This is a genomic window from Pseudomonas sp. SG20052 (genome assembly GCF_031766055.1).
Lineage (GTDB): Bacteria > Pseudomonadota > Gammaproteobacteria > Pseudomonadales > Pseudomonadaceae > Aquipseudomonas > Aquipseudomonas mandelii.
The window spans coordinates 4,300,962-4,323,963 of sequence record NZ_CP134498.1 but is presented as its reverse complement, the minus strand read 5'-3'; the positions used below and the strand labels follow the sequence as shown (position 1 = coordinate 4,323,963).

Here is a 23,002-nt window from a genome sequence, read left to right as displayed (position 1 = left end):
TCATGCCGCCCCTGACCCTTAGAAAAGATTACTTCCAGACCGATGCCATGGCGCTGCTGATCGCCTTGCTGGTCGCCTCTTTCGTCGTCGTGTTCAAATTCTTTACCAACTTGAGCGTGGCGACGACGGTCCTGTACGTGACCCTGGTGCTGATGTCCGCCAATGTGTTTTCGGTGAAACTGGTGATCTGCGTCGCTTTGGCGTGTCTGTCAGTGCTGACCTTCATTTTTATCGTCGAACGCGATTACCTGAACACTGAAGCCGTGGGGGCTTATGTGCGTTGTATCGTTTCGTTGTCTGCCATCACTTTTCTAGCCTTGCGCAGCAAGCAACTGGCGGACACGTTGCGTCGTAACGAGACTTATCTGGTGGGTGCCCAACGGCTCAGCCAGGTCGGCAGCGTCGGGTTTCGGGTCGACCGTTCAGAGATTTTCTGGTCGGCGGAGACCGCGAGGATCTTCGAGTACTCAGTAAAAGAAACCCCCAGCATGCTGAAGATTCTGGCGCGCACGCACCCCGATGACCGGCATTTGGTCGAAAGCGTTTTCGACCAGGTCTCGCATCATGAACCGCGCCTGGAAGTCGAGCATCGGTTGCAGATGCCGGATGGTCGCATCAAGTACATCCACATGATTGCTCACCCCTTGCCGGCTCAACATAACGGCTTCGAGTACGTCGGCGCGGTGATGGATGTCACGGCAGCCAGAAAGTCCGAAGACGCGCTGTTCCAATCACAGTCACAACTGGCGCATGTCACGCGCGTGACCTCGCTGGGCGAACTGGCAGCGTCCATTGCTCACGAGGTCAATCAGCCACTTGCCGCGATCAGAACCAGCGGTGAAGCCTGTCATCGCTGGCTCGACCGCAGCGAACCTGATCTCGGTGAAGTGCGCACATCGCTTGACCGCATGATCAGCAGTTCCAATCGCGCCAGCGAAGTCATTCGGCGCATCCGCACGCTTTCGCGTAACGGCGACCCTGAACGTCAGCGTGAATCTTTCAACGAGATCGTCAGTGACACGCTGGCCCTGGTGCAATACGAACTGAGCCGCAACCATGTGAAGTTGCGTGTGGAGCTGGCCGTGATACCGGTGCACGTCGGCGCCGACCGGGTGCAGCTTCAGCAAGTGATCCTGAACCTGATCATCAATGCCTGTCAGGCAATGACCGAGGTGGATCCACGCACGCGGATATTGAAGATCCGCACGTGGGTGCACAACGACGATGCCATTCTGGAAGTCAGGGATTGTGGCACCGGTATCACAGCCGAGGCGTTGCCATCGTTGTTCAATCCGTTCTTCACCACCAAGGCTGACGGGCTGGGCATGGGGCTTTCCATCTGCCGCTCCATCATCGAGTTCCACGACGGACGCATCTGGGCAACCAGCAATCAAGGTGAAGGGGCGGTGTTCTCGATCGCGTTGCCTGCGCTCAAAGGTGAGTGCTGAGCACCGGTGAATTCCAGGCAAAAAAACGCCCGCCAAAAAAAACAGTGGCGGGCGCTTGGGAAGTGCCGGTTCGGCAAGGAGAGAGCCGAACCGGTCAGGGAAGAACATTCAGATCAAACGGCGACGCCATAGCCTTGCGCGATCCCGTCGAGGCGCAAGCGGTTGAAAGCCAGCAATCGCATGACGTAACCCAGCTTGATCGCGGTCGGACCGAGAATCGTCATCGCGTGTGCGCCTATCAGTTCGGGTAACTTCAGGTAGGCCTCGCAGCCATACGCCAGGATGATCCCGACCAACAGCATCACCAGCCCGCCGATCAGCAATAGGTGCGACAGCTTCAACACACGGTGCGGATTTTCGAAAAAGTCATACATGTCGGTCAGCCCCTGGTGGATGTCGTGAAGCACAATGAACGCTCGCAGCGTTGTCGTTCGCCGAGTTGCGGCTCGGTCTCCCGAGGCCGCGAGCGGTCATTGTGAAGAGGTTCAGGCCACTGGAATCAACGGATCGGCAGCAGCCAGCGCAGTCGCGCGATCAGCCGCCGGCGGATAAATCCACACGGTGTTGATCTGGGTCTTGAGCTCCTTGGCCTCATGCCCGACCAGTTTCAATTGACGATCCCAGCCTTCGGTGAATACCGCGCCCCAGGCGCCTAGGTCCAGGCAGGTCACGTACTTGGGCTGGCTGTAGGTTATCGGTTCGACGCCCAGCAAATCCGCCGCGACGTTATTGCCGGCATAGCGGCCCAGTGAAATGGCGTGCTGGCAGGACATCCCGGCGAAGTTGCCAAGGGTGTCGGTGGCGGCGTACGCCACGTCACCCGCGGCGAAAACGTCGGCATGGCCCAGCACCTTCAGGTTGCCGTCGACGTGCAGACGGCCTTGCGGGTCGCGAGTGCCCACCACTTGTTCGGTGAGCGGGCTGGCGCGAAAGCCGACGGTCCAGATCACGGTGTTGGATTCAATGCGCTGGCCGTCGGCGAGCGTCACGCCGCCGGCATCGACCGACGCGACCGAGCTGTTGAGCACCCATTCGATACCCAGGTGGTTCGACGCTTCGATGATGGATGGACGAATACCATCGCCCATCGAGGCGGCAATTTGCGGTCCGCGATCCACCACGATGACTCTGATGGAGGCATCGCTACCCAGCGCGGCACGCAAACGGGCGGGCATTTCGGTGGCCGTTTCAATCCCGGTAAAGCCACCACCGGCGACCACCACAGTGTTACGGGCGGTGCTGTACGGAAGGTTTTTCAGTGACTTGATGTGGGCTTCAAGACGGCTGGCTTCTTCGATCTGGTCGACGTCGAAAGCGTGTTCGATCATGCCTTCAAGCGCTGGACGAATCACGCGGCTGCCAGCGGCGAGCACCAGTCGGTCGTAGCTCAGCGTGCCTTGGGTACCAAACACGTCGCTGTAGGCGACTTGCTTGTTTTCCACATCAATATGATCAGCGCTGCCTTTGACGAATTTCACGCCCACAGCGTCGAACAGGTCGCCGAGCGGCGCCATCATGGTGTGGACATCCGCTTCATAGAAGCGCGGACGGATGCGCAATTCTGCCTGGGGAGCCAAAACGGTGATCTGCACGTCTTTACGGTCATGTTTGTCTAACAGACGGGCAGCGCTCAATGCGCTCCACACACCACCAAACCCTGCGCCGATTACTAAAATGTTCTGTTTCATGGGGTTGCTCCTGAAGACAAAAGTCGATCATTGAAGGGTTTGTCGGTTTAAGCGTGACCGTGATGCGGCTTGATCCAGGTGCGTGGCTTCAATGGAAAACCGCAACACTTAATCCGGCTTGGTTCGCTGTAGGAGATGGTATCGAGGGGGGATGGGCAGGGCACTTCTACATAGGGTAATTTGCGACACGCCTAAGTGTGGGGTGTGTATACCAAGGTATTAAAGCAAGGGAGCGTCGACGCTCAGGCCTTGCGATCGAGGATGTCTTCGAGGCAGGCCATCAGCTCGCCGCAGGGGAAGGGCTTGGGGAAATAAGCGACGGGCTCGGGGGATCTGTCGCTGACCCGGGGCGGCGAGCCTTGGTAGCCGGTGATGAAGATGACCGGCATCCTGATCCCCCTGGCCGATAACTCGTCATACATTTGAATGCCTGACATGCCGGGCATTTGTATATCGGAGATGAGGCAGCCGGTGTCTTGCGTCCCGGTGGCGGCGAGGAACGCTTCGGCGGTGGCATACACCCGCACGGTATAACCGTTGGAGCGCAACAGACTGTCGAGCGCCATGCGCACGGACTCATCATCGTCGACAACGGAAACAACAGCGGTATGGGGCATTTCAATCCCTGGACTGATATCAGGCAGCCCATCAAGGGCGCCCGCCATCAGCGCAAGATACGCCGTCCACCCGGGGGACGTACTATACGTGCGTATAAAACCTTACTGAGAACGATCGACGCCAAGTGCTTGCGCCATTCGTACCAGATCGGCGAAGGAGCGGGCGAACATCTTGCGCATGGCCTGACCACGGTGAATCTTTACCGTGATTTCGCTCAGGCCGATCTCTCCCGCAATCTGTTTGTTCATCAGCCCCGAGGCCGCCAGCGCCATGACGGTTTGCTCGCGCGGTGTGAGTGTCGCGTAGCGGCTGCGCAACTCCTCATTGCCACGTTCGGATTCGCGGCGCAGTTTGTCTCGGGCATGCGCGGCGGAAACGGCATCAATCAAATCCTGCTCGCGGAACGGTTTGGCCAGAAAATCCACGGCGCCTGCTTTCATGGCCCGGACCGTCATGGCGATGTCGCCGTGGCCGGTCATGAAGACGATCGGCACGTTGATATTGGCGGCCACCAACTCATTCTGGAAATCCAGCCCGCTGGTGCCTTGCAGTCGCACATCCAGCACCAGGCAGCTGGGGATGTCGGGGCGGGCGTAGTTCATGAACTCTGTAACCGTGCCAAACAGCGCCACCTGTAATCCGATGGAGCGCAACAGGCTGCCGAGTGCTTCGCGCAGCGGGGCGTCATCATCGACGATATAGACCAGCGGCTCATGGTTCACGACTTTGTTCATAGGGTGATGTTCGTTCATGAGGCATCCATAGAGAGCAGCAATCCTGATTCAAGCGAAATGTTCTGCGTCAAAGCAATTTAGTCCGATTCGCATTGGGAGAGAAGCGGTAGCGCGAATTTGAATGACGCGCCATGCCCGACTGTACTGGTTACCCAGATCCGTCCCCCATGGAAATCGATGATTGAGCGGCAGATGGAAAGCCCCATGCCCAACCCGCGTTCCTTGGTGGTGAAGAATGGGTTGAACAATGAAGACAAAACGTCGGGCGCGATGCCCCAACCCTGGTCCGCCACTTCCACCACGGCCTCATCATCCGTTGCCCACGTGCGCACCTGCAGAAAACGGTCGCCAACCTTGACCCCGTCCATCGCGTGGCAGGCATTGACGACCAGATTGATGATGACTTGCTGCAATTGCACCCGGTCCGCATGCACGTAGTTCGAGTGCTCCGGTAGCTCGACTTTCAAGCTGATCTTGTGCAGGGCCAGCTCATGCTGGACCAGGCCAAGCGTCTGGCTGACGATGTCCTCCAGCGACTCGCGCTGTCGCAGTGGATCGGATTTGCGCGCCAGCGCGATGATTCGGCGGATGACATCGCTGGCGTGGCACGAACTGGCGATGATGCGATCAAGCGATTGCAGGGCTTCGTTCTGATCCGGCACTGGGCGATCAAGCCAGCGCCGACACGCTTCGCCGCTGCTGGTGATCGCCGTCAGTGGCTGGTTCACTTCATGGGCAATGGAAGCAGCAAGCTCACCGAGTGAAGTGACGCGCGTGACATGTGCCAATTGCGCCTGCATGCCGAACAGCGCCGTCTCGGCTTCCTTGCTGGCGGTGATGTCCATCAGCGCGCCAATGTATTCACAACGGTCCTGCTGTTCGAACAGTGGGCTGGCAATCATATGTAAATGCTTGATGCGCCCGTCGGGCATCAGCAGTCGGTGCTGGATTTCGAGCAGCGGCTCATGGCGCGCTGCTTTGGCAAACACCTCCTGCACCAAGGGCAGATCGTCGGGATGAGTCCGCGCCAGAACCATCGCCGCCGTCGGATGTTGGGTCAGGGGGTATTCGAAAATCCGCGCCGATTCGTCGGACCAGCTCATTGCTTCGTCGTCACCGCAGAAACCGACGCTGCCGGTTTGGCTCAAGCGCTGCGCGCCGATCAGGTACAGCTCGTTATGGCGCAGCCGGTCCGCGGCGTGTTTGCTGCGCAGGGCGAGAAAGGTGATTGCCGAGAGCGCCGTCAGGCATCGGAAAAAACCAGTGGTCGACTCCCAGCGTTCATAACCGCCGTTGTAAAAATACGTGGCTGTCAGCAGCACTATGCACATTAGTGCAATGTTGATCACCACGTTAATGGAGAACAGATTGGCCGCCATCAACAACAAGGTGATGTAAAGAATCGTCGGGGCGAAGTCGGATCGGGTTTCGGAGTTGATCACCAGGATGCCGATGACCACCACCAGGCCGACCAGCCAACCCAATGCGTTGATCAGTGGATTGGGACTGATGCTGGAGGCCGCGTCAACGGTCCTCGTGTCGGAGGTGCGCGGCGTGGCGGCGAATAAGTTGAAGAAAAATGGCGACGATTTGCGCGCAGTAGCTGACCTGTTGTTTTTCATCGTGGTCATGCATTCCTGATGTCATGGGGGCGGAGCATGGATGCCTATCGTAAAAGCAATGGTTTCCATCTAATAGGACATAAACCCCTGAAATACCGCCAAGTGCGCGCGCGTAGTCTTCCCGCGCTCCCGCTCATGCCCCCTCCCTATACTCAAGTATCGAACGCTAGACGCATGGATGAATGCGCTGTCCTCAGGTACGACAGACGTTCTGCGGCCACTTGCATAACCTGTTCATACACCGCGCATCGCTGCTCCGATTGCTTGAAGGGGCGAGGTGACACCGCATCCTTTAACCTCAATGACCTGATGGTCGGGCGGTTTCCATGATGAACAGAAATGACCTGCGTCGTGCTGACATCAATCTGCTGGTGGTTTTCGAGTCGATGATGCACGAACGAAATGTCAGTCGTGTCGGCGAGAAGCTGTTTCTGGGCCAACCCACCATCAGCAGCGCCCTGGGGCGTTTGCGCTTGATGTTTGACGACCCGCTGTTCATCCGGTCCGGTCGGGTCATGGAGCCTACCTCCCGTGCGGAAGAGATCTTTTCCAACCTTGCGCCAGCACTGGACGGCATTGCGGCGGCCCTGAGTCGTTGCCAGGCCTTCGATCCGGCGACCAGCGAAGCAACCTTTCATGTCGGTCTCTCGGATGATGTCGAATACGCGCTGCTGCCGACACTGCTGCGCCGCCTGCGGACAGAGGCGCCGAACATGACGCTGGTGGTGCGCCGAGCGGATCACTGGCAGATGCCGCAGCTGTTGACTTCAGGGGACATCTCCCTGGGCATCAGTCACACCCTTGAGCTGCCGGCCAATGCCCGGCGCAAAACGCTGCGCTCGATTCGCCCGATGCTGTTGCGCGCCGATTCGCAGGCCGGTGAATTGGGGTTGGACGAATTCTGCCGACGCCCACATGCCGTGGTGTCGTCGATGGGCAATGTCATTGAAGACGCGGACAGCGCGCTGAGTCACCTGGGCCGTCATCGCAAGGTCGTGTTGACCGTGCCGCAATTCAGCGCGTTGCCGGTGCTCTTGGCCAACAGCGACATGATTGCCATCGTCCCGGACTACATTGCCCGGTCCATGGCCTTGATCGGTGGCCTGAGGGCCGAAGTAGCGCCGCTCGAACTGCCGCAGCAGGAACTTTCAATGGTCTGGCGCGGAGCGACGCACAACGACCCCGCCGAACGCTGGTTGCGCTCGCGCTGCAGCGCGTTTCTGGCTGAGCAGGATGGAACGCTCTGCCGCCCGGCGTCGGCCGAGGCCTTCACTTACGCCGTTGCCTGAGACGATCCAGACTTCCGGGAAGAAATAATGCTCATGTTCTTGCAAGAACACCCGCTGATTATCGGTGCCGTCCTGATGCTGCTGGACTTGTCACTGTGGCACTGCCTGGACGCCACCCAACCTGTGTTGCGGATCTGTTCACGAATGGTGTTGTTTGTGACGTTCTCTTGGGTATTGATGGCAGCCGGCATCAGCCCGTTGCAGCCACCGCTGTGGCCTGACGACGCCATTCTGAATCTGGCGGCGACCGTTCTGGGCATCGCCTGGTGGCTGTTTGCGGCCAGGACGTTGACGGTGGTTCTGGGCAATGGCCTGACCTCGCGCGAAGGGCACACCGCACGCTTGTTGCATGACGTGATGGGGGCTGGCGTTTTCCTGATCGCCATCGTCGGCGCTGCGGCGTATGTCTTGCAGTTGCCGGTCAAAGGGTTGCTGGCGACTTCCGGGGCGATGGCGATCATTGTCGGCCTTGCGTTGCAGAGCACCTTGAGTGATGTGTTTTCCGGCATTGTGCTCAACACCACCAAGCCATACGACCTGGACGACTGGATTTCCATCGACGGCATTGAAGGCAAAGTGGTGGAAATTGACTGGCGTTCCACCCACCTGCTGACCGATCTGGGCAGTATGGCCGTCGTGCCCAACTCACTGGCGGCGAAAACCAAAATCCTCAATTTCAGCCGTCCCGGCAATGTGCACGGGGTCATTGTGATCATCGCGATCCCCAGTCATGTGCGCCCACGACGGGCCATGGACGCGCTGGAAAAAGCCTTGCAGGGCACCCGCGCCTTGCTCCCCGGATTCAAGCCGAAAGTGTCGGTGAAAAGCTCACACCTGGAATACAACGAATACGAGCTCAAAGGCTTTATCGAATCGATTTCGCACAAGACCGAAGTGCGCAACCTGATGTTCGACCTCGCGCATCGGCACCTCGAAGCGGCGGGGGTGACGTGGCTTTCAGAGCCGGCCGTTCAGGCATGGAGCCGGCCGCGACGCTTGCTGGAAGACGTGAGAGTGTTCCGTTCGTTGAGCATGGAAGACCGTGACCGACTCGCCGACCACATGACGGCCGTGGACTATCAGGCCGATCAAGTGATTCTTGCGTTCGAAGAAATCGCCGACTGCCTCATGCTCATCAGTACCGGCGTGATCTCAGCGTCGATCCATGATGGCGAGCGTTTCATTGAAGCCGGACGCCTGGGCCCGGGCGAAGTCATGGGCGAGGAGGGCATCCTCGCGCAAGGACGCTCAAGAGCGGAATTTCGCAGCCTCACCAGCGGGCGTCTGTTCCGCATCGAGAAGGCCATTCTCGGCTCGCAATTGGAACACCACAGTGATCTGCAGCTCGCGCTGGATAATTTGCAGCACCAGCGCGAGGAGATTCGTGAGTCGGTGGTTGCGAAAAAAACGCCGCACATCAAGCGCAGCGGCTTACTCGGCTGGCTGCAGAAAAAACGCCTGCCGTCAGCGTGAGAAGCGGCTGCGGTATTCCCGAGGCGAAATCGAGAGGTGGCGGTGGAAGGTGTAGCGCATGCGCTCCTCATCGCCGAAACCGCACAACTGCGCGATCTGGTCGATGTTGCGCTGAGAGTCTTCGAGCATCCGCCGTGCAGCTTCCATGCGAAACAGCTCAAGTGCCTTCGCTGGTGTCCGTCCCACCTTGCGTTTGTAGACGCGGGAGAAGTTGCGCGGACTCATCTGGGCTTGTCGAGCCAGTGCTTCAACCGTCAGGCTGGCATCGCTGAGGTTCGCGCTGATCCACAGGTGCAAATCGTCGAAGCCGGCGCTGTCGTCCGTTTGAGATTGCAGCAGTTGGCTGAACTGCGCCTGACCACCGGGGCGCTTGAGAAATACCACCAGTTCCCGAGCCACCTGCAACGCGACCTCACGACCGCAATCGGCCTCGACCAACGCCAGCGCCATGTCGATGCCGGTGGTGACCCCGGCCGATGTCCAGACAGTTCCTTGCTGGACAAAAATCGCATCGATGTCGACATCAATCGTCGGGAAACCGCTCTTGAGCATGTCGCACATTGCCCAGTGCGTGGCGGCCCGCAAGCCTTCAAGTAGCCCTGCCTGGGCGAGCAGAAATGTGCCGCTGCACACCGAGGCCGTGCGTTTGGCCTTGACCGACGCCTCGCGCAACCAATTCACCAGGTCGACGCTGTCAATCATGGCCTGACGGATGTTCGGCGCTCCGGGCACGATCAGCGTATCGATCGCCATCCCGTTGAGTGAATGCAGGGCTGTGGTGTGGACCGACAGGCCTTCGGCGGTAGCGATCAATCCACCGTCGTGGCTTGCCGTGTGCAGCGAGTAGCCTGGCAGACCGCGTTCGGCCATGGCTTTGGAGGCGGCCCAGAACACGGTTTGCGCGCCGGTCAGGTCAAGCAAGCCCATCTGGGGGTAAGCCAGGAACACCAGGCTGCGCGGCTGAGAGAGTGATTCATGGAGCGGGGCGGTGTCGTGAACAATGGAATTCATGGCTGCGTCGAGACTCGGTTATCGCTGTTATTGGCGATGAAGGGGTTTGACTGGCGCGACTGAAATAAGCCGGTATTGAAAACCTGTCAAGTTTTCGCGATCACTCAATCTGCGAATGGTTATACGCAGGAGCAGGCCCCGTTTTCCTGGCCGTAATTCAGGGTTATATGTCATATCGAATAACGGTGCCAATCGATAATATTTCCTGTTAGTCGACGATTCGTAACCGAATTCACTAAGCGACTAAGAACTAAAAAGATATCGCCCAAAACCTGTCTGGCTGTTTCTTTTCAGGGTTGGCAAAAACTGACGTTTGTTATGTAGAGCGCTGTCTTCACCAGGGCGCTCTCCCTGAATTTCCCCAGCATTCGCCAAGAGATCCGTTGTCATGGTCGATCAGTCACTACGCCTGAAATTTCGCCAGCCGTTGCTGGTGATCATGATCACTTTCGAATTGATGTTGAGCGGCTGCGGCTCGCTCCGCCGCCCGATGATTGATACGGTTTCCACCCCGCAGCCGACTCGCGAATTCGCGTCGTTGAATCGCTTCCGTTTTGTGGCCGATAACGCGCAGCAATCCATGGCGTTCATGCAAGCCTGGGAGGCGGATCGCAAAAAGGCCGGGAGAACGAGCATCACTGCGCTGGCGATCTCCGGGGGAGGGGCCAATGGCGCGTTTGGCGCTGGGGTTCTGGTGGGCTGGAGTCGCAGTGGCACCCGCCCTGATTTCGATCTCGTGACCGGCGTCAGCACCGGTGCGTTGATCGCGCCACTGGCCTTTGCCGGGAAATACTGGGACCCGCGCCTGATTCGGGGTTACCGCAATGTCGGTGCGACGCAATTGACCGAGCGCGGCCTGGGCATGCTGGCGCGACCCTCGCTTTACAGTGGTGAACCGCTTGCAGCGATCATTGAGCACTACACCAGTGCGGCGTTGTTGCACGCCGTGGCGGATCAGCACCGTCTGGGTCGCCGTCTGCTGGTGGCGACCACCAACCTCGATACCCAGGAAACGCACATCTGGGACATGGGGGCCATTGCGCTGTCCGCTCAAGAACCCGGAAACGAACACCAGGCGCTGGCGCTGTTTCGCACGATCATGACCGCTTCAGCCAGCGTCCCGGGGATTTTTCCGCCGATACCGATTGCTGATGGTAATACCTCGGAGATCCATGCCGATGGCGGAGTCAATGTGCCTTTCCTGCTGTTGCCGGAAGCGTTGGTGCAGTGGCAGATCAATCAGCCGAGCCTGATGCCGGGCAAGATTTTCATCATCATCAACGCGCCGATGGCGCCCCGTAACAATCAATTGAGTGGCGGTGCCGTCGCTATCATGGGGCGTTCGTTCGACTCGCTGAGTCGCGCCAACCTGCGCATGCACGTTGCGATGGCCACGGCGTTTGCCCATCGCCATCACGTACAGCTCCGGTATGCGGCGCTGCCATCCGATCTGGATACAGATCCACTGGATTTCGAGGCCGCGCGTATGGCCGGTCTGTTCGACTTGGGTGTCGCCCGTTATACCGACCTGACACAAGGCCTCAGCGACGCCCCTCTGGCTGAAAGCGTGCCCTGAGCATCGAAGCTCATAAGATCAATGGTTGGGGACTTTGTCCGATAAATGAGAACGCCGCCCGATGAGGCGGCGTTTTCGTTATCTCTGGCTCAGGCGATCAGCGATTGGAGTTTCTTCAAGATCTGCGCGGAGGGATCGCCGTATTTGGCTTGGCTGGATTGCCGGGTATCCGGCTCGGTCACCACCCCCGCCAGAATTTCAGCCAGGTTGTGAAAGTGTCCGCTTTTCTTTTCCACTGGGTCTGCGCCAGTGTTGTGACCCAGGTTCAAGGCGGCTTCCAGAGACAGGCGTTGTGACAGCCATTCGGGCGTGGCCTTTTCTTCCGGGCTCATGTTATTCATAAAATCCAGTGCCGCCCGGGCGCGACCAAAAGGGTCGTTGGCAAACGGATCTTTCCAGTTTTGCTGTTGGTCCGCCGGGCCACTGTAATAGCCAGTGGCAAGCCGCCCCTGCTGACGCATCAAGGCTTGTGCCGAGGCCTGTTCCTGCGCCGTGAAAATCCCGCCTTCATTGGTGGCCACTGCGTTCAGCGAACGGCGATCCAGATCACCCATCAGGCCATTACGGTCCTCATCGCTGCCGGTGTACGGTTTGCCGCTGGCGTTCATCTGGGCGTATTTCTCATCCATGCGCTTGCGAGCATCGGTGGCCACTTGCTCAAACGTCTTGTCCTTCGAACTCGAGACCGCGCCCGGCTTGGAGGCGCCTAACACCAGGGCATCGGCATTCATGCCCTCGCGCACGGGGAAATACGGCGCATTGCCTGCGATCGATTTGCTGTAGTCGGTAGAGGTGCTGGAGAGACTCACCGAATCGGCCTCTTTCGCTTTGACCGGTGGCGCCTCGTCCTGGGCCATGCGCTGCTGAGCTTCAGTGGCGGATTGGGTGTCGACGGCAGTCGTGTAGGCAGACATCGCACTTTTCGATGCGGTGGAACCGATTAACATTGGTCTTCCTTGGCGAGTGAGTCGCGGCGTCAGGCAGGAATGGAAGATGCGTTGTCCGTGAATACATCATCTTTCGGACAGCGTCACCATCATCCATAGGTTTAGTCGGCCCTCAATGCCGCTGGAGCAGGGCGGCTTCGATGCAGCTCAGCAGTCTGTCGGCGTCACAGGGTTTGGACAGGCAGGCGATCAGCTCTGGATTGTGGGCACTCAGGGCGGGCGCCGCACCAGGGTAGGCGGTAATGAGAATCGTGGGGATGTGAAAGCCCATCGAGACCAGCCGCTCACACATCTCGACACCGCTCATTCCCGGCATTTGAATATCGGACACCAGGCAATGGGTTTCAGCCGACACGTTTGCGTCGAGAAACGCTAAGGCGCTGCTGTAGGTTCGGGTCTGATAACCGCCGGACCTTAACAGGCTTTGCAGGGCACTCCGTACGGAGTCGTCATCGTCGACAATCGCAATAATTGCTGTCGTACGGATGGCAGTGGTTTGCGTCATTGGGTTTTCTCGTGACAGCACTTGTCGTCACTACAAGATACGCAGTCCAGATGGGGGGGAAAGTATACCTATGTATGACTGACTAACCTTTAGGTGTTGATGCCGCAGCCGCCGTTCAGTGCCATCTTGCGCAGTACTCAGACCCTTGGCAGCCCCGGAAGCCACGTCCGTGCGATGGTGCCGGCAACTGGAATTCATTGGACGATCAGTCGACAGATTAAAGCAGCAGGCCATACTGCGGCATGTCCAACTCCAATGGATTCCAGAATGCAAATACTGTGGGACGATGGTGAGCGCACGTTCAGTCGGGAGCGACGCTGCCAGGGCGGCAGTGATCGCACGGTTCTCCTGGCGCGAGCGGCAGCGGAACAACCGCATCCAGCCTGCCTGGGCCGCATCGTGCATGAGTTCGGCCTGAAGGACGAACTGGACGAGAGTTGGGCGCTCAGGCCCCTCGAACTGGTGCGCGAAGCCGGCCAGATGCACTTGGTGCTTGAGGATGTCGGCGGTGACCCGCTGGTGCAGCTGCTTGCCGCGCCCATGCAAACGTCGCCGTTCTTGCAGCACGCCATCAGCATTGCGGTGGCGTTGGGCAAGCTCCATCAGCGCGGGCTTGTTCACAAAGACATCAAGCCCAGCCATATCCTGGTGAACTGTGCCGACGGGCAAGCGCGCCTGACCGGATTCGGATTGACCTCGCGGTTACCGCGCGAGCGGCAGGCGCCCGAAACCATGGCGGGGACACTCGCTTACATGGCACCGGAGCAGACCGGCCGGATGAATCGCTCGATCGATTCGCGCAGCGACCTGTATTCCTTTGGCATCACGCTTTACCAGATGTTGACCGGCTCGCTGCCATTCACGGCGACCGATCCGATGGAATGGGTGCATTGCCATATCGCCAAAAAACCGGTGGCGCCTGGTTTGCGCGTTGAAACCATACCGCCAGTGATCTCCGATATCGTCATGAAGCTGCTCGCCAAGACCGCCGAGGAGCGCTATCAGACCGCGTCCAGCGTGGAACATGATTTGCGCCAGTGCCTGGCGGATTGGGAGCGCCTGGGCACCATCAACGCCTTCGCGTTGAGCGAGCATGGCACCTCGGAACGCCTGCTGATCCCCGAAAAACTGTACGGTCGCGAGCAAGAGGTCGACACACTGATTGCCGCATTCGGTCGGATCGTTGCCAACGGCGCGCCGGAACTGGTGTTGGTCACCGGGTATTCGGGCATCGGCAAGTCTTCGGTGGTCAACGAACTGCACAAAGTGTTAGTGCCGCCACGCGGAATTTTCGTGTCCGGCAAGTTCGATCAGTATCGCCGTGATGTTCCCTACGCAACGTTGGTGCAGGCTTTTCAAAGCCTGGTGCGTACGCTATTGGGCAAGAGTGACGCCGAACTGGCGGACTGGCGTGAGAAGTTGCACAAGGCACTGGAGGCCAATGCACGGCTCATGACCGATCTCATCCCGGAGCTGAAACTGGTCATCGGCGAACCGCCACCGGTCCCCACGCTCGATCCGCAACAGGCGCAACGGCGTTTCCTGGTGGTGTTCCGCAACTTCATCGGCGTTTTCGCCCGGGCCGAACATCCGCTGGCATTGTTTCTTGATGATCTGCAATGGCTCGACGTCGCCACGCTCGACCTGTTGGAGGATCTGCTCACCAGCGCCGACATGCGACATCTGTTGCTGGTTGGGGCTTATCGCAGCAATGAGGTGGATGTCACGCATCCACTGACGACCAAGCTCAAGTCCATCCGCAAGGCTGGGGGCCGGGTCCATGAGATCATGCTGGCACCGCTCGCCAGGACCCACATTGAGCAGTTGATTGCCGAGACCCTTCACGAAGAGATCGTGCGAGTCGAACCTTTGGCGCAGCTGATCGAGGACAAGACCGCCGGCAATCCTTTTTTCGTGATTCAGTTTCTGCAGGCACTCGCCGAAGCGCAGTTGCTGACCTTCGATCATGGCGCACGCCGCTGGTGCTGGGACCCCAATCGCATCCACGCCATGGGCTACACAGACAACGTTGTAGACCTGATGGTCGCTAAACTCGCCCGACTGCCTGCCGAGACACAGCGGGCGTTGCAGCATCTGGCGTGCCTGGGCAACGTCGCTGCAATCGCTACGCTTTCCCTGGCATTGGGCCTGTCGAAGTCACAGTTGCGTGCGGTGATGTGGGAGGCGATCCGACTGGAACTGGTCGAGCGCCTGGACGGGGCGTTCGGTTTCGTCCACGACCGCATCCATGAGGCGGCGTATTCGCTGATCCCCGTCGAACTGCGCCCCCACACGCACCTGCGAATAGGGCGGTTACTGGCCGCACAAACGCCGGTGTCAGTGTTGGATGAGGCGATCTTTGACATCGTGGGTCAACTCAATCAAGGCGCGGCACTGCTCACCGACACCAGTGAAAAGGAACAACTGGCCGAGTTCAACCTGATCGCCGGCCAGCGCGCGAAGGCATCTAGCGCCTATGCGTCAGCGCTCAACTACCTCACCACCGGCGTCCAGTTGCTGGACGACGAGTGTTGGGTGCGCCGCCACACGTTGCGCTTTGAAATGGAGTTGAACCGGGCCGAGTGCGAGTTCCTGACCGGGCAACTGGCCGTCGCGGACACTCGCCTGACGACACTGTCGGCACACGCGACGACGACGGTCGAACGAGCCAATGTCGCTTGCTTGCAGATGGACGTCTACTTGCTTCTGGACCGCAGCGACGGCGCCGTGGCGGTCTGCCTCGCTTACCTGCGGCATGTGGGCATCGAGTGGTCTGCCCATCCGAGCGACGATGAAGTGCGCGAAGAATATGACCACATCTGGTCGTTGCTGGGCAGCCGACAGATCGAGGCACTCATCGACCTGCCGTTGATGGACGATGCGGCGTCACTGATGACCGTCAACACACTGGGCAAGCTCTTCGCACCCGCCTTGCAGACGGACGCGAACCTGGCTTGCCTGCTGATTTGCAAAGCGGTCAGCCTCAGCCTCGAACGGGGTAACTGCGACGCCTCATGTGTGCTTTATGCCAACGTCTTCAGAGTGGCCGGAAGGCGCTTCGGTGACTACCAGGCAGGGTTCCGGTTTGGGCAGCTCGGCTGTGATCTTGTGGAGCAACGCGGCCTGACGCGATTCGAGGCCAGCACCTATTTATGCTTCTCGAGTTTTGCCGTCCGCTGGATGAAACCCGTAGAGCAATGTCGCGACCTGCTGCATCGAGCCTTTGTCGCGGCGAACCGCATAGGCGATCTTCCATACGGCGCTTATGCAGGCAATTGCCTCACCTCCGATTCACTGTTCGCCGGGGATTCGCTTCCCGAGCTCCAGGCCGAAGCCGAGCGGGGGCTGGCGTACGCGAGGAAAGTCCGTTTTGGTCTGGTCATTGATTTCATGGTGACGCAGCTTGCCCTGATCCGAATGCTCCGAGGCCTGACGCCTGCCTTCGGTTGCTTCGACGACGGACAGTTCGAGGAACGTGAGACCGAAGCCCATCTGTCCAGCAGTCCGGACCTGGCATTGGCCGCTTGTTGGTACTGGGTTCGTAAACTGCAAGCGCACTACATGGCCGACGAAATCGAGGCGGCAATGTCCGCTTCCGCCAAGGCGCGGCAGTTGCTCTGGACGTCCTACTCGTTTTTCGAGGAAGCCGAGTATCACTTCTACGACGCGCTGGCCCGGGCCGCCTCGTGTGATGGCGTTTCGGGTGAGCAACGTGCGCAGCACCTGCTCGCCATGCAGGCCGACCATGCGCAGCTGCAGACGTGGGAGCAGCAATGTCCTGAGAATTTCGCGAGCCGGGCCGCACTGGTCGGTGCCGAAATCGCACGACTGCAAGGGCGCCTCATTGAGGCCGAGCTGCTGTACGAGCAGGCGATCAAAACGGCGCAGGAAAGCGGTTTCATCCACATCGAAGCGTTGGCCAACGAACTTGCCTCACGCTTCTACGCGGCCCGCGGTCTTGGCAAGATTGCCCGTGTCTATTTGCAGGATGCCCGATATGGCTACTTGCGCTGGGGCAGCGATGGCAAGGTGCGTCAGCTTGAAGCCAAGTATCCGTCGCTCAGGACTGAAGAACACGCGCCTGGCGCGATAACGACCATGGCCACGCCGGTCGAGCACCTTGACCTCGCCACCGTTCTCAAGGTGTCGCAGGCCGTGTCGAGTGAAATCGTGCTGGAGAAACTGATTGATACGGTGATGCGCACGGCGATTGAATTGGCGGGTGCCGAGCGCGGCCTGTTGATTCTGTGCAAGGGTGTCGAGTACCGCATCGCCGCGCAGGTGACCGCCGGTGACAGCGCTGCGCAACTGCGCGATGCGCCGGTCAGCATGGAACTGATGCCCGAATCCGTGTTGAACCATGTCATGCGCACCCGGGAGAGTGTGTTTCTGGACGATGCCGTGACGCAGTCGCCCTTCGCCGCAGACGCTTATATTCGTCAGCATCGCACCCGTTCTGTTCTGTGCTTGCCGTTGATGAACCAGGCCAATCTGGTCGGCGCGCTCTACCTCGAAAACAATCTGAGCGTGCGGGTGTTCAGTCCGGACCGCGTCGCGATTCTCAAACTGGTGGCGTCGCAGGCGGCCATTTCACTGGAAAACGCCCGTTTGTACCGCGAGGTCGGGGAGCGCGAAGCGAAGATCCGGCGCCTCGTTGATGCCAACATTATCGGGATCGTCGTGTGGAACGCCGACGGCGACATTCTGGAAACCAATGACGCTTTTCTCAGCATGCTGGGTTACGCCCGGGAGGATCTGGACAAGGGCCTTTTGAGTTGGCGTGACCTGACGGTCCCGGAGTTTCGCGACAACAGCGAACGCTCGATGGTGATGGCGGTGCAAACCGGACATGCCCAGCCTTTCGAAAAGGAATACTTCAAAAAGGACGGCAGTCGCCTGCCGGTTATCGTGGGCCTGGCCATGATCGAACCTGGCAGCACGGAAGGGGTCGCTTTTGTGCTGGATCTCACCGAGCGCAAGGAGGCGGAAGAAAAAATCCGTGACAGCGAGCGTCGTTATCGCGAGGTGCAGACGGAGTTGGCCCATGCAAACCGCGTGGCGACCATGGGCCAGTTGGTGGCGTCCATCGCTCATGAAGTCAATCAACCCATTGCCGCCGCCATCCTTAACGCCAATGCGGCGAAACGCTGGCTCAACGCCCAGCCCCCTGAACTCGTCGAGGTTCGTCAGGTACTCGACAGCCTCATCAAGGATGCCAATCGCGCGGCTGATGTGCTGGGACGAATCCGCGGTCATATTCGCAAGGCGCCGCAGCCCAAGGGGCCAGTCGATATTCATTCGGCAGTCGGCGAAATGATCGAGTTCACCCGGGGCCAGATGATGAAAAACGGGGTGTTGTTGGACACTCGACTCATGGACGGGTTGCCATCCATTGAGGGGGATCGGGTAGAGCTGCAACAGGTTCTGCTCAACTTGATCATGAATGCGTTGGAAGCCATGAGTAGCAACCCTGAAGGCGAACGTCGACTGTTGATCAGCGCAGGTGAGGGCGACTCAGGCTACTTGCTGATCAGCGTCAGCGATTCGGGCCCCGGGTTTGAGGCAGAAACCGCTGAGCGGATCTTCACCTCGTTTTACACCACCAAGCCTGCGGGTCTGGGGATGGGCTTGTCGATCTGTCGCTCGATCATCGAGGCCCATGGTGGCCGGTTGTGGGCAAGCGCTCATCAACCTTGCGGGGCCACGGTCCAATTCACGCTGCCTGTTGCGACGGATTGAACCTGACACCGCTCGCATTCGCCGTGTTACGCCCGGAATGTTTACGCTTCTGGGCGTAACCGTAGCGGCGAAATGAGTCCTCGCCCCCGCGACAGCTGTCAGTCCATGGAAAAGTGGGCATTGATATCCATCCCGCCGTTGTATGCATTGCCAACATCGGCAACACGGCGCTCGATCAGGCGATCCGATCCGCCTTCGGCAACCCTGCGACGCTCGATCAGGCGATCCGATCCGCCTTCGGCAACACTGCGGCGCTCGATCAGACGATCCGATCCGCCTTCGGCAACACTGCGGCGCTCGATCAGACGATCCGATCCGCCTTCGGCAACCCTGCGACGCTCGATCAGACGATCCGATCCGCCTTCGGCAACACTGCGGCGCTCGATCAGGCGATCCGATCCACCTTCGGCAACACTGCGGCGCTCGATCAGGCGATCCGATCCGCCTTCGGCAACACGAGTTGGCGCCGATCTGGCGCGATGTTGTTGCACCGGTGGGTCACGATCATCCGGTGCATTATTTTCACGGCCGACGGCAATATTTTGTTCGGCGTACCCTTCGGAGGCGATAGCTTGGGTAGCGATCAGACCCGTCGCGGCAAGAAAGGCGATGGCCAGACCCAATTCGGAAGTTTTCATTATATTCACCCTGATTAGTCAGTAGGCTCAATTCATAAATAACCTTAAGTTTGCGAGGCGCTATTTATGTAGTTGAACGGGTAACGTGTGAAAAGCTGGTTTCGTTAGAGCCATTCAAATAGTAAAGGAATGAACAGAGACGTCACTTATGCCTACGGTCTCTGCGCAGGCATCTTCGTATAAGTTGCTCATCCCTTGGTATGGCCTGTGGCGGGATGAGCGTACTTGAGTCGTTCAAACGATTAAAACAGTAGCACCGGTAGTGCGGCGTTCTTCAAGGTCTCTGTGGGCGTCTACTAGTTGATCGAATGGATAAACCCGCCCAGGCTCAACATTGATTATTCCCGTCGTAATTGCGTTAAACAGGTCTTGCGCCGCGACCGCCAACTGTTCGGCTGTTGCCACGTACACGGGCAATACCGGCCAGGTCAGGTTCAGCGATCGCGGTGCGAGGTCGAACGGGTTGATCAAGGGAGGGTTGCCGGAAGCCTTGCCAAATACCACAAGCGTTCCCCTCGGCTGCAGCACCGACAACGAGTCGACAAAAGTGTCCTTGCCCACGGAGTCGAATACGGCTTTCACGCCGACATTATTGGTGAGCTCCATGACGCGATGGGCGAAGTTTTCCGTGCGGTAGTTGATGACATGCGAACAGCCTGCCGCTAAAGCAATGGCCATCTTTTCATCCGAAGACACCGTACCGATCACCCGTATACCGAGCGCCTTTGCCCACTGGGTGAACAACTGCCCGACGCCGCCTGCCGCGGCATGATAAAGCACTGTATCGCCCGCCTTGAGGTTGACGGTTTCCTTGAGCAGGTAACGTGCGGTCAGGCCCTTCAAGAAGCTGGACGCTGCTTGTTTGTCGCTGATGTCATCCGGAACGATTGCCACGCGATCGGCGGGATAAAGGCACAGCGTTGAATAGGCGCCATGCACATCGTCCGAATAAACGACCCGGTCTCCAACCTTGATACCCACGACATCGACGCCGACGGCCTCGACGATACCCACCGCTTCATTACCGAGAATGGCTGGGAATGCAGGCACTGGAAATGTCCCGCGTCGGTAATAAACCTCGACGAAATTCAAACCGATGACCGTGTTGCGGATCAATACCTGAGTGGGGCCGGGCTCCGCTACTTCGATGTTTTCAAATACCAGTACTTCAGGCGGACCGTAAGCATGGATGCGAGCTGCTCTTGCACGATGAGTCATGTTGGATTCCTTGATGATTGCGAGTGTGTGTCTGCTCGAGTGAGCAGCCAACTCAGGGAGTCAGGTATTTGTAAGTAGCCAATAGGGGCAAACGAATTATAGGGCTTGGCGCTGAGGCGACAATCATCCTGACAGTGCACAGACTGTGTAATGAAATTGGACAATCGTCGGTTGAATGGATTTACGGGTGTGTCAGTACTTGTGAGTCGCTAGAGTAAGTGTGTTTTTTTCTGAGGATTAATACCTTCATATAGTGTGACTATACTTAGTTAGTCATTAGTTTTTTCGTTTCTCTGGCATTCTGCTTGGAATATCACAGGGCGAATAGGCTTTAACAATCCTTGCGATAACTATCTTATTTTCGAGGGTTGTTGGATGGTCGATAAGTGGGCAGTCAGCCCTTACGAAAGGGCGGTACAAAACGCGCCGCATAAATGGGCTATCTGGGTGCCTGTGCTGGTGACCGCCGTATACCCTTATTTCCTGAATGCCTTCCACGCGCAGGTCATGTCGGTTGAACCGGGCTCGACGATGCCGCTGGGTTCCATGCTTCTGGCCATTGCCTTGATGGTGGCCGTTTTCGCGGTGCCGGCCATGGGGTTTGCCTTGGCGTGCCAACGCATTACGCGTCAACAGAACGCGGCAGCACAGCTCAGAGCAAGACGCTTGGCACTCTTCATCATGTGCGCGCCGACGCTATACTGCTTTGTCGGTGTCAATCTGATCATGTTGGGCAGCCCAGTGCCGGATGAGTGGTTCTGGGCAGCGTCCTGGATAGGGCTGGGAGTTTATCTCAGTAGAGACGGTGGCAAGAACGAGCAGCCAATCAAGCCCATTCGTTCCATGCCGGCACTGCGAGTGGCCCACGGCATTGCCGGGGTGATCGTGTTGTTGTTCGTGGTCTTTCACTTGTTCAATCATTTGTTCGGCCTGGCCGGACCGGACGTTCACGCGAAGGTCATGGAGCTGGGACGCACCGTTTATCGTTCATCCTTTGTCGAACCGATCCTGGTCGTTGCTCTGCTGTTTCAGGTGGTCAGCGGCCTGCGCCTTGCCTGGAACTGGAGCTCGGTCGGTGGCGATAACTATCGTATTTTCCAAGTGGGCTCCGGGGTGTTCCTGTCCATCTTCATCCTGGGCCACCTCAACGCCGTGTTTGTATTTGCAAGAACCTACGCCGGAATTGAAACGGGCTGGGACTTTGCGTCCGGTGATCCGGTGGGAATGATTCATGACCCTTGGGGCATTCGTTTGCTGCCGCATTATGCAATTGGCGTGTTCTTTATCATTGCTCACCTGTTTTCAGGGCTCAGGGTGGTGATGCTGGCGCACGGCGTTTCCCTGTCTAAAGCCAATATCTGTTGGTGGAGTGGCGCCGTTATCGGCGTGCTGACCAGCCTGTCGATCATGTTAGGCATCACGGGGCTGCGACTGTCCTGACGCGCTGTTCTGACTATCAGGTGAACCCGCTTTGACAATCGATACGGATGGATTCGAGCTGCTGACAGTCTTCGTTTGCGTGGCTGATTCGCGCGGTTTTACCGCGGCAGCGGTCATGATGGGCGTGAGCAAATCAGCGATCAGTCACGCCATCCGCCAGTTGGAAAAACGGGCCGGCGTTCGACTGTTCAACCGAACGACGCGCAGCGTGGGCCTGACCGAGGCCGGTGAAGTGTTCTATCGAAAGGTTGCGCCGCTGGTGCTTGAGCTGAAAAGCGCCTTTTCAGATTTGGCTGAGGTCGCGGCGAACCCCTCAGGTACGCTGCGGTTGACCATGTCACGCAGCGCCTATGTGATGTTTCTGGAACCGTTGGTGCCCAGGTTCCTGGCGGCCTATCCAGACATCAATCTGGATATCGCCATCGAAAGTCGTGTGGTCGATATCGTCAATGACGGTTTCGATGCCGGCATAAGAGTGAACAAAATGCTGGAACAGGACATGGTGACCGTTCCTTTGGGCGCCGATATCCAGATGGCTGTGGTGGCATCGCCCGCCTATGTCAACGCTCACGGCGTACCGAAGGTTCCGGCAGAACTTCTGGACCATGATTGCGTCCGCTACAACAGCGCCGTGACCGGTGCCTGCGAGCGGTGGACATTTTCATGCGAGGGGCAGGATGTCGAGATCGAGACAAGAGGGCGCATTTCCAGCAACGACGGGATGACCTTGCTCGGCGCTGCGCTTGATGGCTGTGGTTTTGTCTATGTGTATGACCGCTATGTTCAGGACTACCTTGCCAATGGCCGCCTGGTCAGAGTGCTGGAGGACTGGAGCCCCAGGCGCAGTTTGTCACTTTACTATTTCAGCCGCAGCGCCATGCCGCCAAAGCTGCGCGTGTTCATTGATTTTTTAAAGCAGCATGAAGGGGGGGCAGAGAAACCATTCAGGCATTGAGGGCCATGAGCGATGCAGGTTTCAACGCCACCCGTCAGAACGAGCGTGTTCAAGAAAAAGAGGCGCTTTATCGATTAGCTCCCATCACTTCAAGGTTGAAT

At 58.4% G+C, this 23,002-nt stretch carries 17 protein-coding genes; 7 read left to right on the top strand and 10 right to left on the bottom strand.

Features of this window, described 5'->3' with window-relative positions:
• Positions 1–2 precede the first annotated feature (2 nt).
• The gene (locus RHP74_RS19810) at positions 3–1,448 is read left to right on the top strand and encodes an ATP-binding protein (RefSeq protein WP_311096159.1); all 1,446 of its coding nucleotides are present in this window, start codon (positions 3–5) and stop codon (positions 1,446–1,448) included.
• Between the two features lie 113 nt (positions 1,449–1,561).
• On the opposite strand, the gene RHP74_RS19805 is transcribed toward RHP74_RS19810, so the two are convergent.
• From RHP74_RS19805 to RHP74_RS19785, 5 genes are all read right to left on the bottom strand, one after another.
• Positions 1,562–1,822 (bottom strand): hypothetical protein, encoded by a 261-nt coding sequence (locus RHP74_RS19805; protein ID WP_010455820.1) that lies wholly within the window; start codon positions 1,820–1,822, stop codon positions 1,562–1,564.
• Positions 1,823–1,933: 111 nt separating this feature from the next.
• Positions 1,934–3,136: an NAD(P)/FAD-dependent oxidoreductase gene (locus RHP74_RS19800; RefSeq protein ID WP_010455816.1), complete on the bottom strand. Its 1,203-nt coding sequence runs from the start codon at positions 3,134–3,136 to the stop codon at positions 1,934–1,936.
• Between the two features lie 242 nt (positions 3,137–3,378).
• Positions 3,379–3,753 (bottom strand): response regulator transcription factor, encoded by a 375-nt coding sequence (locus RHP74_RS19795; protein WP_042933056.1) that lies wholly within the window; start codon positions 3,751–3,753, stop codon positions 3,379–3,381.
• 102 nt (positions 3,754–3,855) lie between these two features.
• On the bottom strand, positions 3,856–4,506 hold the full coding sequence (locus tag RHP74_RS19790; RefSeq protein ID WP_042932731.1) for a response regulator transcription factor: 651 nt from the start codon (positions 4,504–4,506) through the stop codon (positions 3,856–3,858).
• A gap of 59 nt (positions 4,507–4,565) precedes the next feature.
• Positions 4,566–6,110 (bottom strand): ATP-binding protein, encoded by a 1,545-nt coding sequence (locus RHP74_RS19785; protein WP_311096158.1) that lies wholly within the window; start codon positions 6,108–6,110, stop codon positions 4,566–4,568.
• A 326-nt stretch (positions 6,111–6,436) separates the two neighbouring features.
• On the opposite strand from RHP74_RS19785, the gene RHP74_RS19780 reads away from it, so the two are divergent.
• Positions 6,437–7,399 (top strand): LysR family transcriptional regulator, encoded by a 963-nt coding sequence (locus tag RHP74_RS19780; protein ID WP_049870754.1) that lies wholly within the window; start codon positions 6,437–6,439, stop codon positions 7,397–7,399.
• 27 nt (positions 7,400–7,426) lie between these two features.
• Positions 7,427–8,872: a mechanosensitive ion channel family protein gene (locus tag RHP74_RS19775; protein WP_311096157.1), complete on the top strand. Its 1,446-nt coding sequence runs from the start codon at positions 7,427–7,429 to the stop codon at positions 8,870–8,872.
• Here RHP74_RS19775 and RHP74_RS19770 read toward each other — a convergent pair.
• Positions 8,864–9,883 carry a GlxA family transcriptional regulator gene (locus RHP74_RS19770; protein WP_010455806.1) on the bottom strand — a complete coding sequence of 340 codons (1,020 nt, stop codon included), beginning with the start codon at positions 9,881–9,883 and terminating at the stop codon, positions 8,864–8,866. The two genes, RHP74_RS19775 and RHP74_RS19770, sit on opposite strands and share 9 nt — an antisense overlap.
• A 388-nt stretch (positions 9,884–10,271) precedes the next feature.
• Here RHP74_RS19770 and RHP74_RS19765 point away from each other — a divergent pair, with 388 nt between their 5' ends.
• Positions 10,272–11,459 carry a patatin-like phospholipase family protein gene (locus RHP74_RS19765; protein ID WP_010455805.1) on the top strand — a complete coding sequence of 396 codons (1,188 nt, stop codon included), beginning with the start codon at positions 10,272–10,274 and terminating at the stop codon, positions 11,457–11,459.
• Between the two features lie 89 nt (positions 11,460–11,548).
• Here the strand turns inward: RHP74_RS19765 and RHP74_RS19760 are convergent, their stop codons facing one another.
• Positions 11,549–12,373 carry a hypothetical protein gene (locus RHP74_RS19760; RefSeq protein ID WP_311096156.1) on the bottom strand — a complete coding sequence of 275 codons (825 nt, stop codon included), beginning with the start codon at positions 12,371–12,373 and terminating at the stop codon, positions 11,549–11,551.
• 145 nt (positions 12,374–12,518) lie between these two features.
• Positions 12,519–12,911, bottom strand: a complete 393-nt coding sequence (locus RHP74_RS19755) for a response regulator transcription factor (protein ID WP_010455803.1) — start codon at positions 12,909–12,911, stop codon at positions 12,519–12,521.
• A 267-nt stretch (positions 12,912–13,178) separates the two neighbouring features.
• Here RHP74_RS19755 and RHP74_RS19750 point away from each other — a divergent pair, with 267 nt between their 5' ends.
• Positions 13,179–18,650, top strand: coding sequence for an AAA family ATPase (locus RHP74_RS19750; protein WP_311096155.1), 5,472 nt, complete (start codon positions 13,179–13,181; stop codon positions 18,648–18,650).
• 98 nt (positions 18,651–18,748) lie between these two features.
• Here RHP74_RS19750 and RHP74_RS19745 read toward each other — a convergent pair whose 3' ends face one another.
• Positions 18,749–19,288, bottom strand: a complete 540-nt coding sequence (locus tag RHP74_RS19745; RefSeq protein ID WP_311096154.1) for a phage infection protein — start codon at positions 19,286–19,288, stop codon at positions 18,749–18,751.
• A gap of 234 nt (positions 19,289–19,522) precedes the next feature.
• Positions 19,523–20,506 (bottom strand): quinone oxidoreductase, encoded by a 984-nt coding sequence (locus RHP74_RS19740; protein ID WP_010455799.1) that lies wholly within the window; start codon positions 20,504–20,506, stop codon positions 19,523–19,525.
• A gap of 375 nt (positions 20,507–20,881) precedes the next feature.
• Between RHP74_RS19740 and RHP74_RS19735 the strand changes: the two genes are divergently transcribed.
• Together RHP74_RS19735 and RHP74_RS19730 are read left to right on the top strand one after the other, a co-directional pair.
• Entirely contained in the window at positions 20,882–21,946 is a 1,065-nt protein-coding gene (locus RHP74_RS19735; RefSeq protein ID WP_010455798.1) for a hypothetical protein, read from the top strand.
• A gap of 31 nt (positions 21,947–21,977) precedes the next feature.
• Positions 21,978–22,901 (top strand): LysR substrate-binding domain-containing protein, encoded by a 924-nt coding sequence (locus RHP74_RS19730; RefSeq protein WP_311096153.1) that lies wholly within the window; start codon positions 21,978–21,980, stop codon positions 22,899–22,901.
• Positions 22,902–23,002: the final 101 nt, after the last annotated feature.

Bases quoted from the DNA above. Each gene is read 5' to 3' on its own strand.
- RHP74_RS19810 (WP_311096159.1), top strand. From the start codon at position 3: ATGCCGCCCCTGACCCTTAGAAAAGATTACTTCCAGACCGATGCCATG.
- RHP74_RS19805 (WP_010455820.1), bottom strand. From the start codon at position 1,822: ATGTATGACTTTTTCGAAAATCCGCACCGTGTGTTGAAGCTGTCGCAC.
- RHP74_RS19800 (WP_010455816.1), bottom strand. From the start codon at position 3,136: ATGAAACAGAACATTTTAGTAATCGGCGCAGGGTTTGGTGGTGTGTGG.
- RHP74_RS19795 (WP_042933056.1), bottom strand. From the start codon at position 3,753: ATGCCCCATACCGCTGTTGTTTCCGTTGTCGACGATGATGAGTCCGTG.
- RHP74_RS19790 (WP_042932731.1), bottom strand. From the start codon at position 4,506: ATGAACGAACATCACCCTATGAACAAAGTCGTGAACCATGAGCCGCTG.
- RHP74_RS19785 (WP_311096158.1), bottom strand. From the start codon at position 6,110: ATGAAAAACAACAGGTCAGCTACTGCGCGCAAATCGTCGCCATTTTTC.
- RHP74_RS19780 (WP_049870754.1), top strand. From the start codon at position 6,437: ATGATGAACAGAAATGACCTGCGTCGTGCTGACATCAATCTGCTGGTG.
- RHP74_RS19775 (WP_311096157.1), top strand. From the start codon at position 7,427: ATGCTCATGTTCTTGCAAGAACACCCGCTGATTATCGGTGCCGTCCTG.
- RHP74_RS19770 (WP_010455806.1), bottom strand. From the start codon at position 9,883: ATGAATTCCATTGTTCACGACACCGCCCCGCTCCATGAATCACTCTCT.
- RHP74_RS19765 (WP_010455805.1), top strand. From the start codon at position 10,272: ATGGTCGATCAGTCACTACGCCTGAAATTTCGCCAGCCGTTGCTGGTG.
- RHP74_RS19760 (WP_311096156.1), bottom strand. From the start codon at position 12,373: ATGTCTGCCTACACGACTGCCGTCGACACCCAATCCGCCACTGAAGCT.
- RHP74_RS19755 (WP_010455803.1), bottom strand. From the start codon at position 12,911: ATGACGCAAACCACTGCCATCCGTACGACAGCAATTATTGCGATTGTC.
- RHP74_RS19750 (WP_311096155.1), top strand. From the start codon at position 13,179: ATGCAAATACTGTGGGACGATGGTGAGCGCACGTTCAGTCGGGAGCGA.
- RHP74_RS19745 (WP_311096154.1), bottom strand. From the start codon at position 19,288: ATGAAAACTTCCGAATTGGGTCTGGCCATCGCCTTTCTTGCCGCGACG.
- RHP74_RS19740 (WP_010455799.1), bottom strand. From the start codon at position 20,506: ATGACTCATCGTGCAAGAGCAGCTCGCATCCATGCTTACGGTCCGCCT.
- RHP74_RS19735 (WP_010455798.1), top strand. From the start codon at position 20,882: ATGGTCGATAAGTGGGCAGTCAGCCCTTACGAAAGGGCGGTACAAAAC.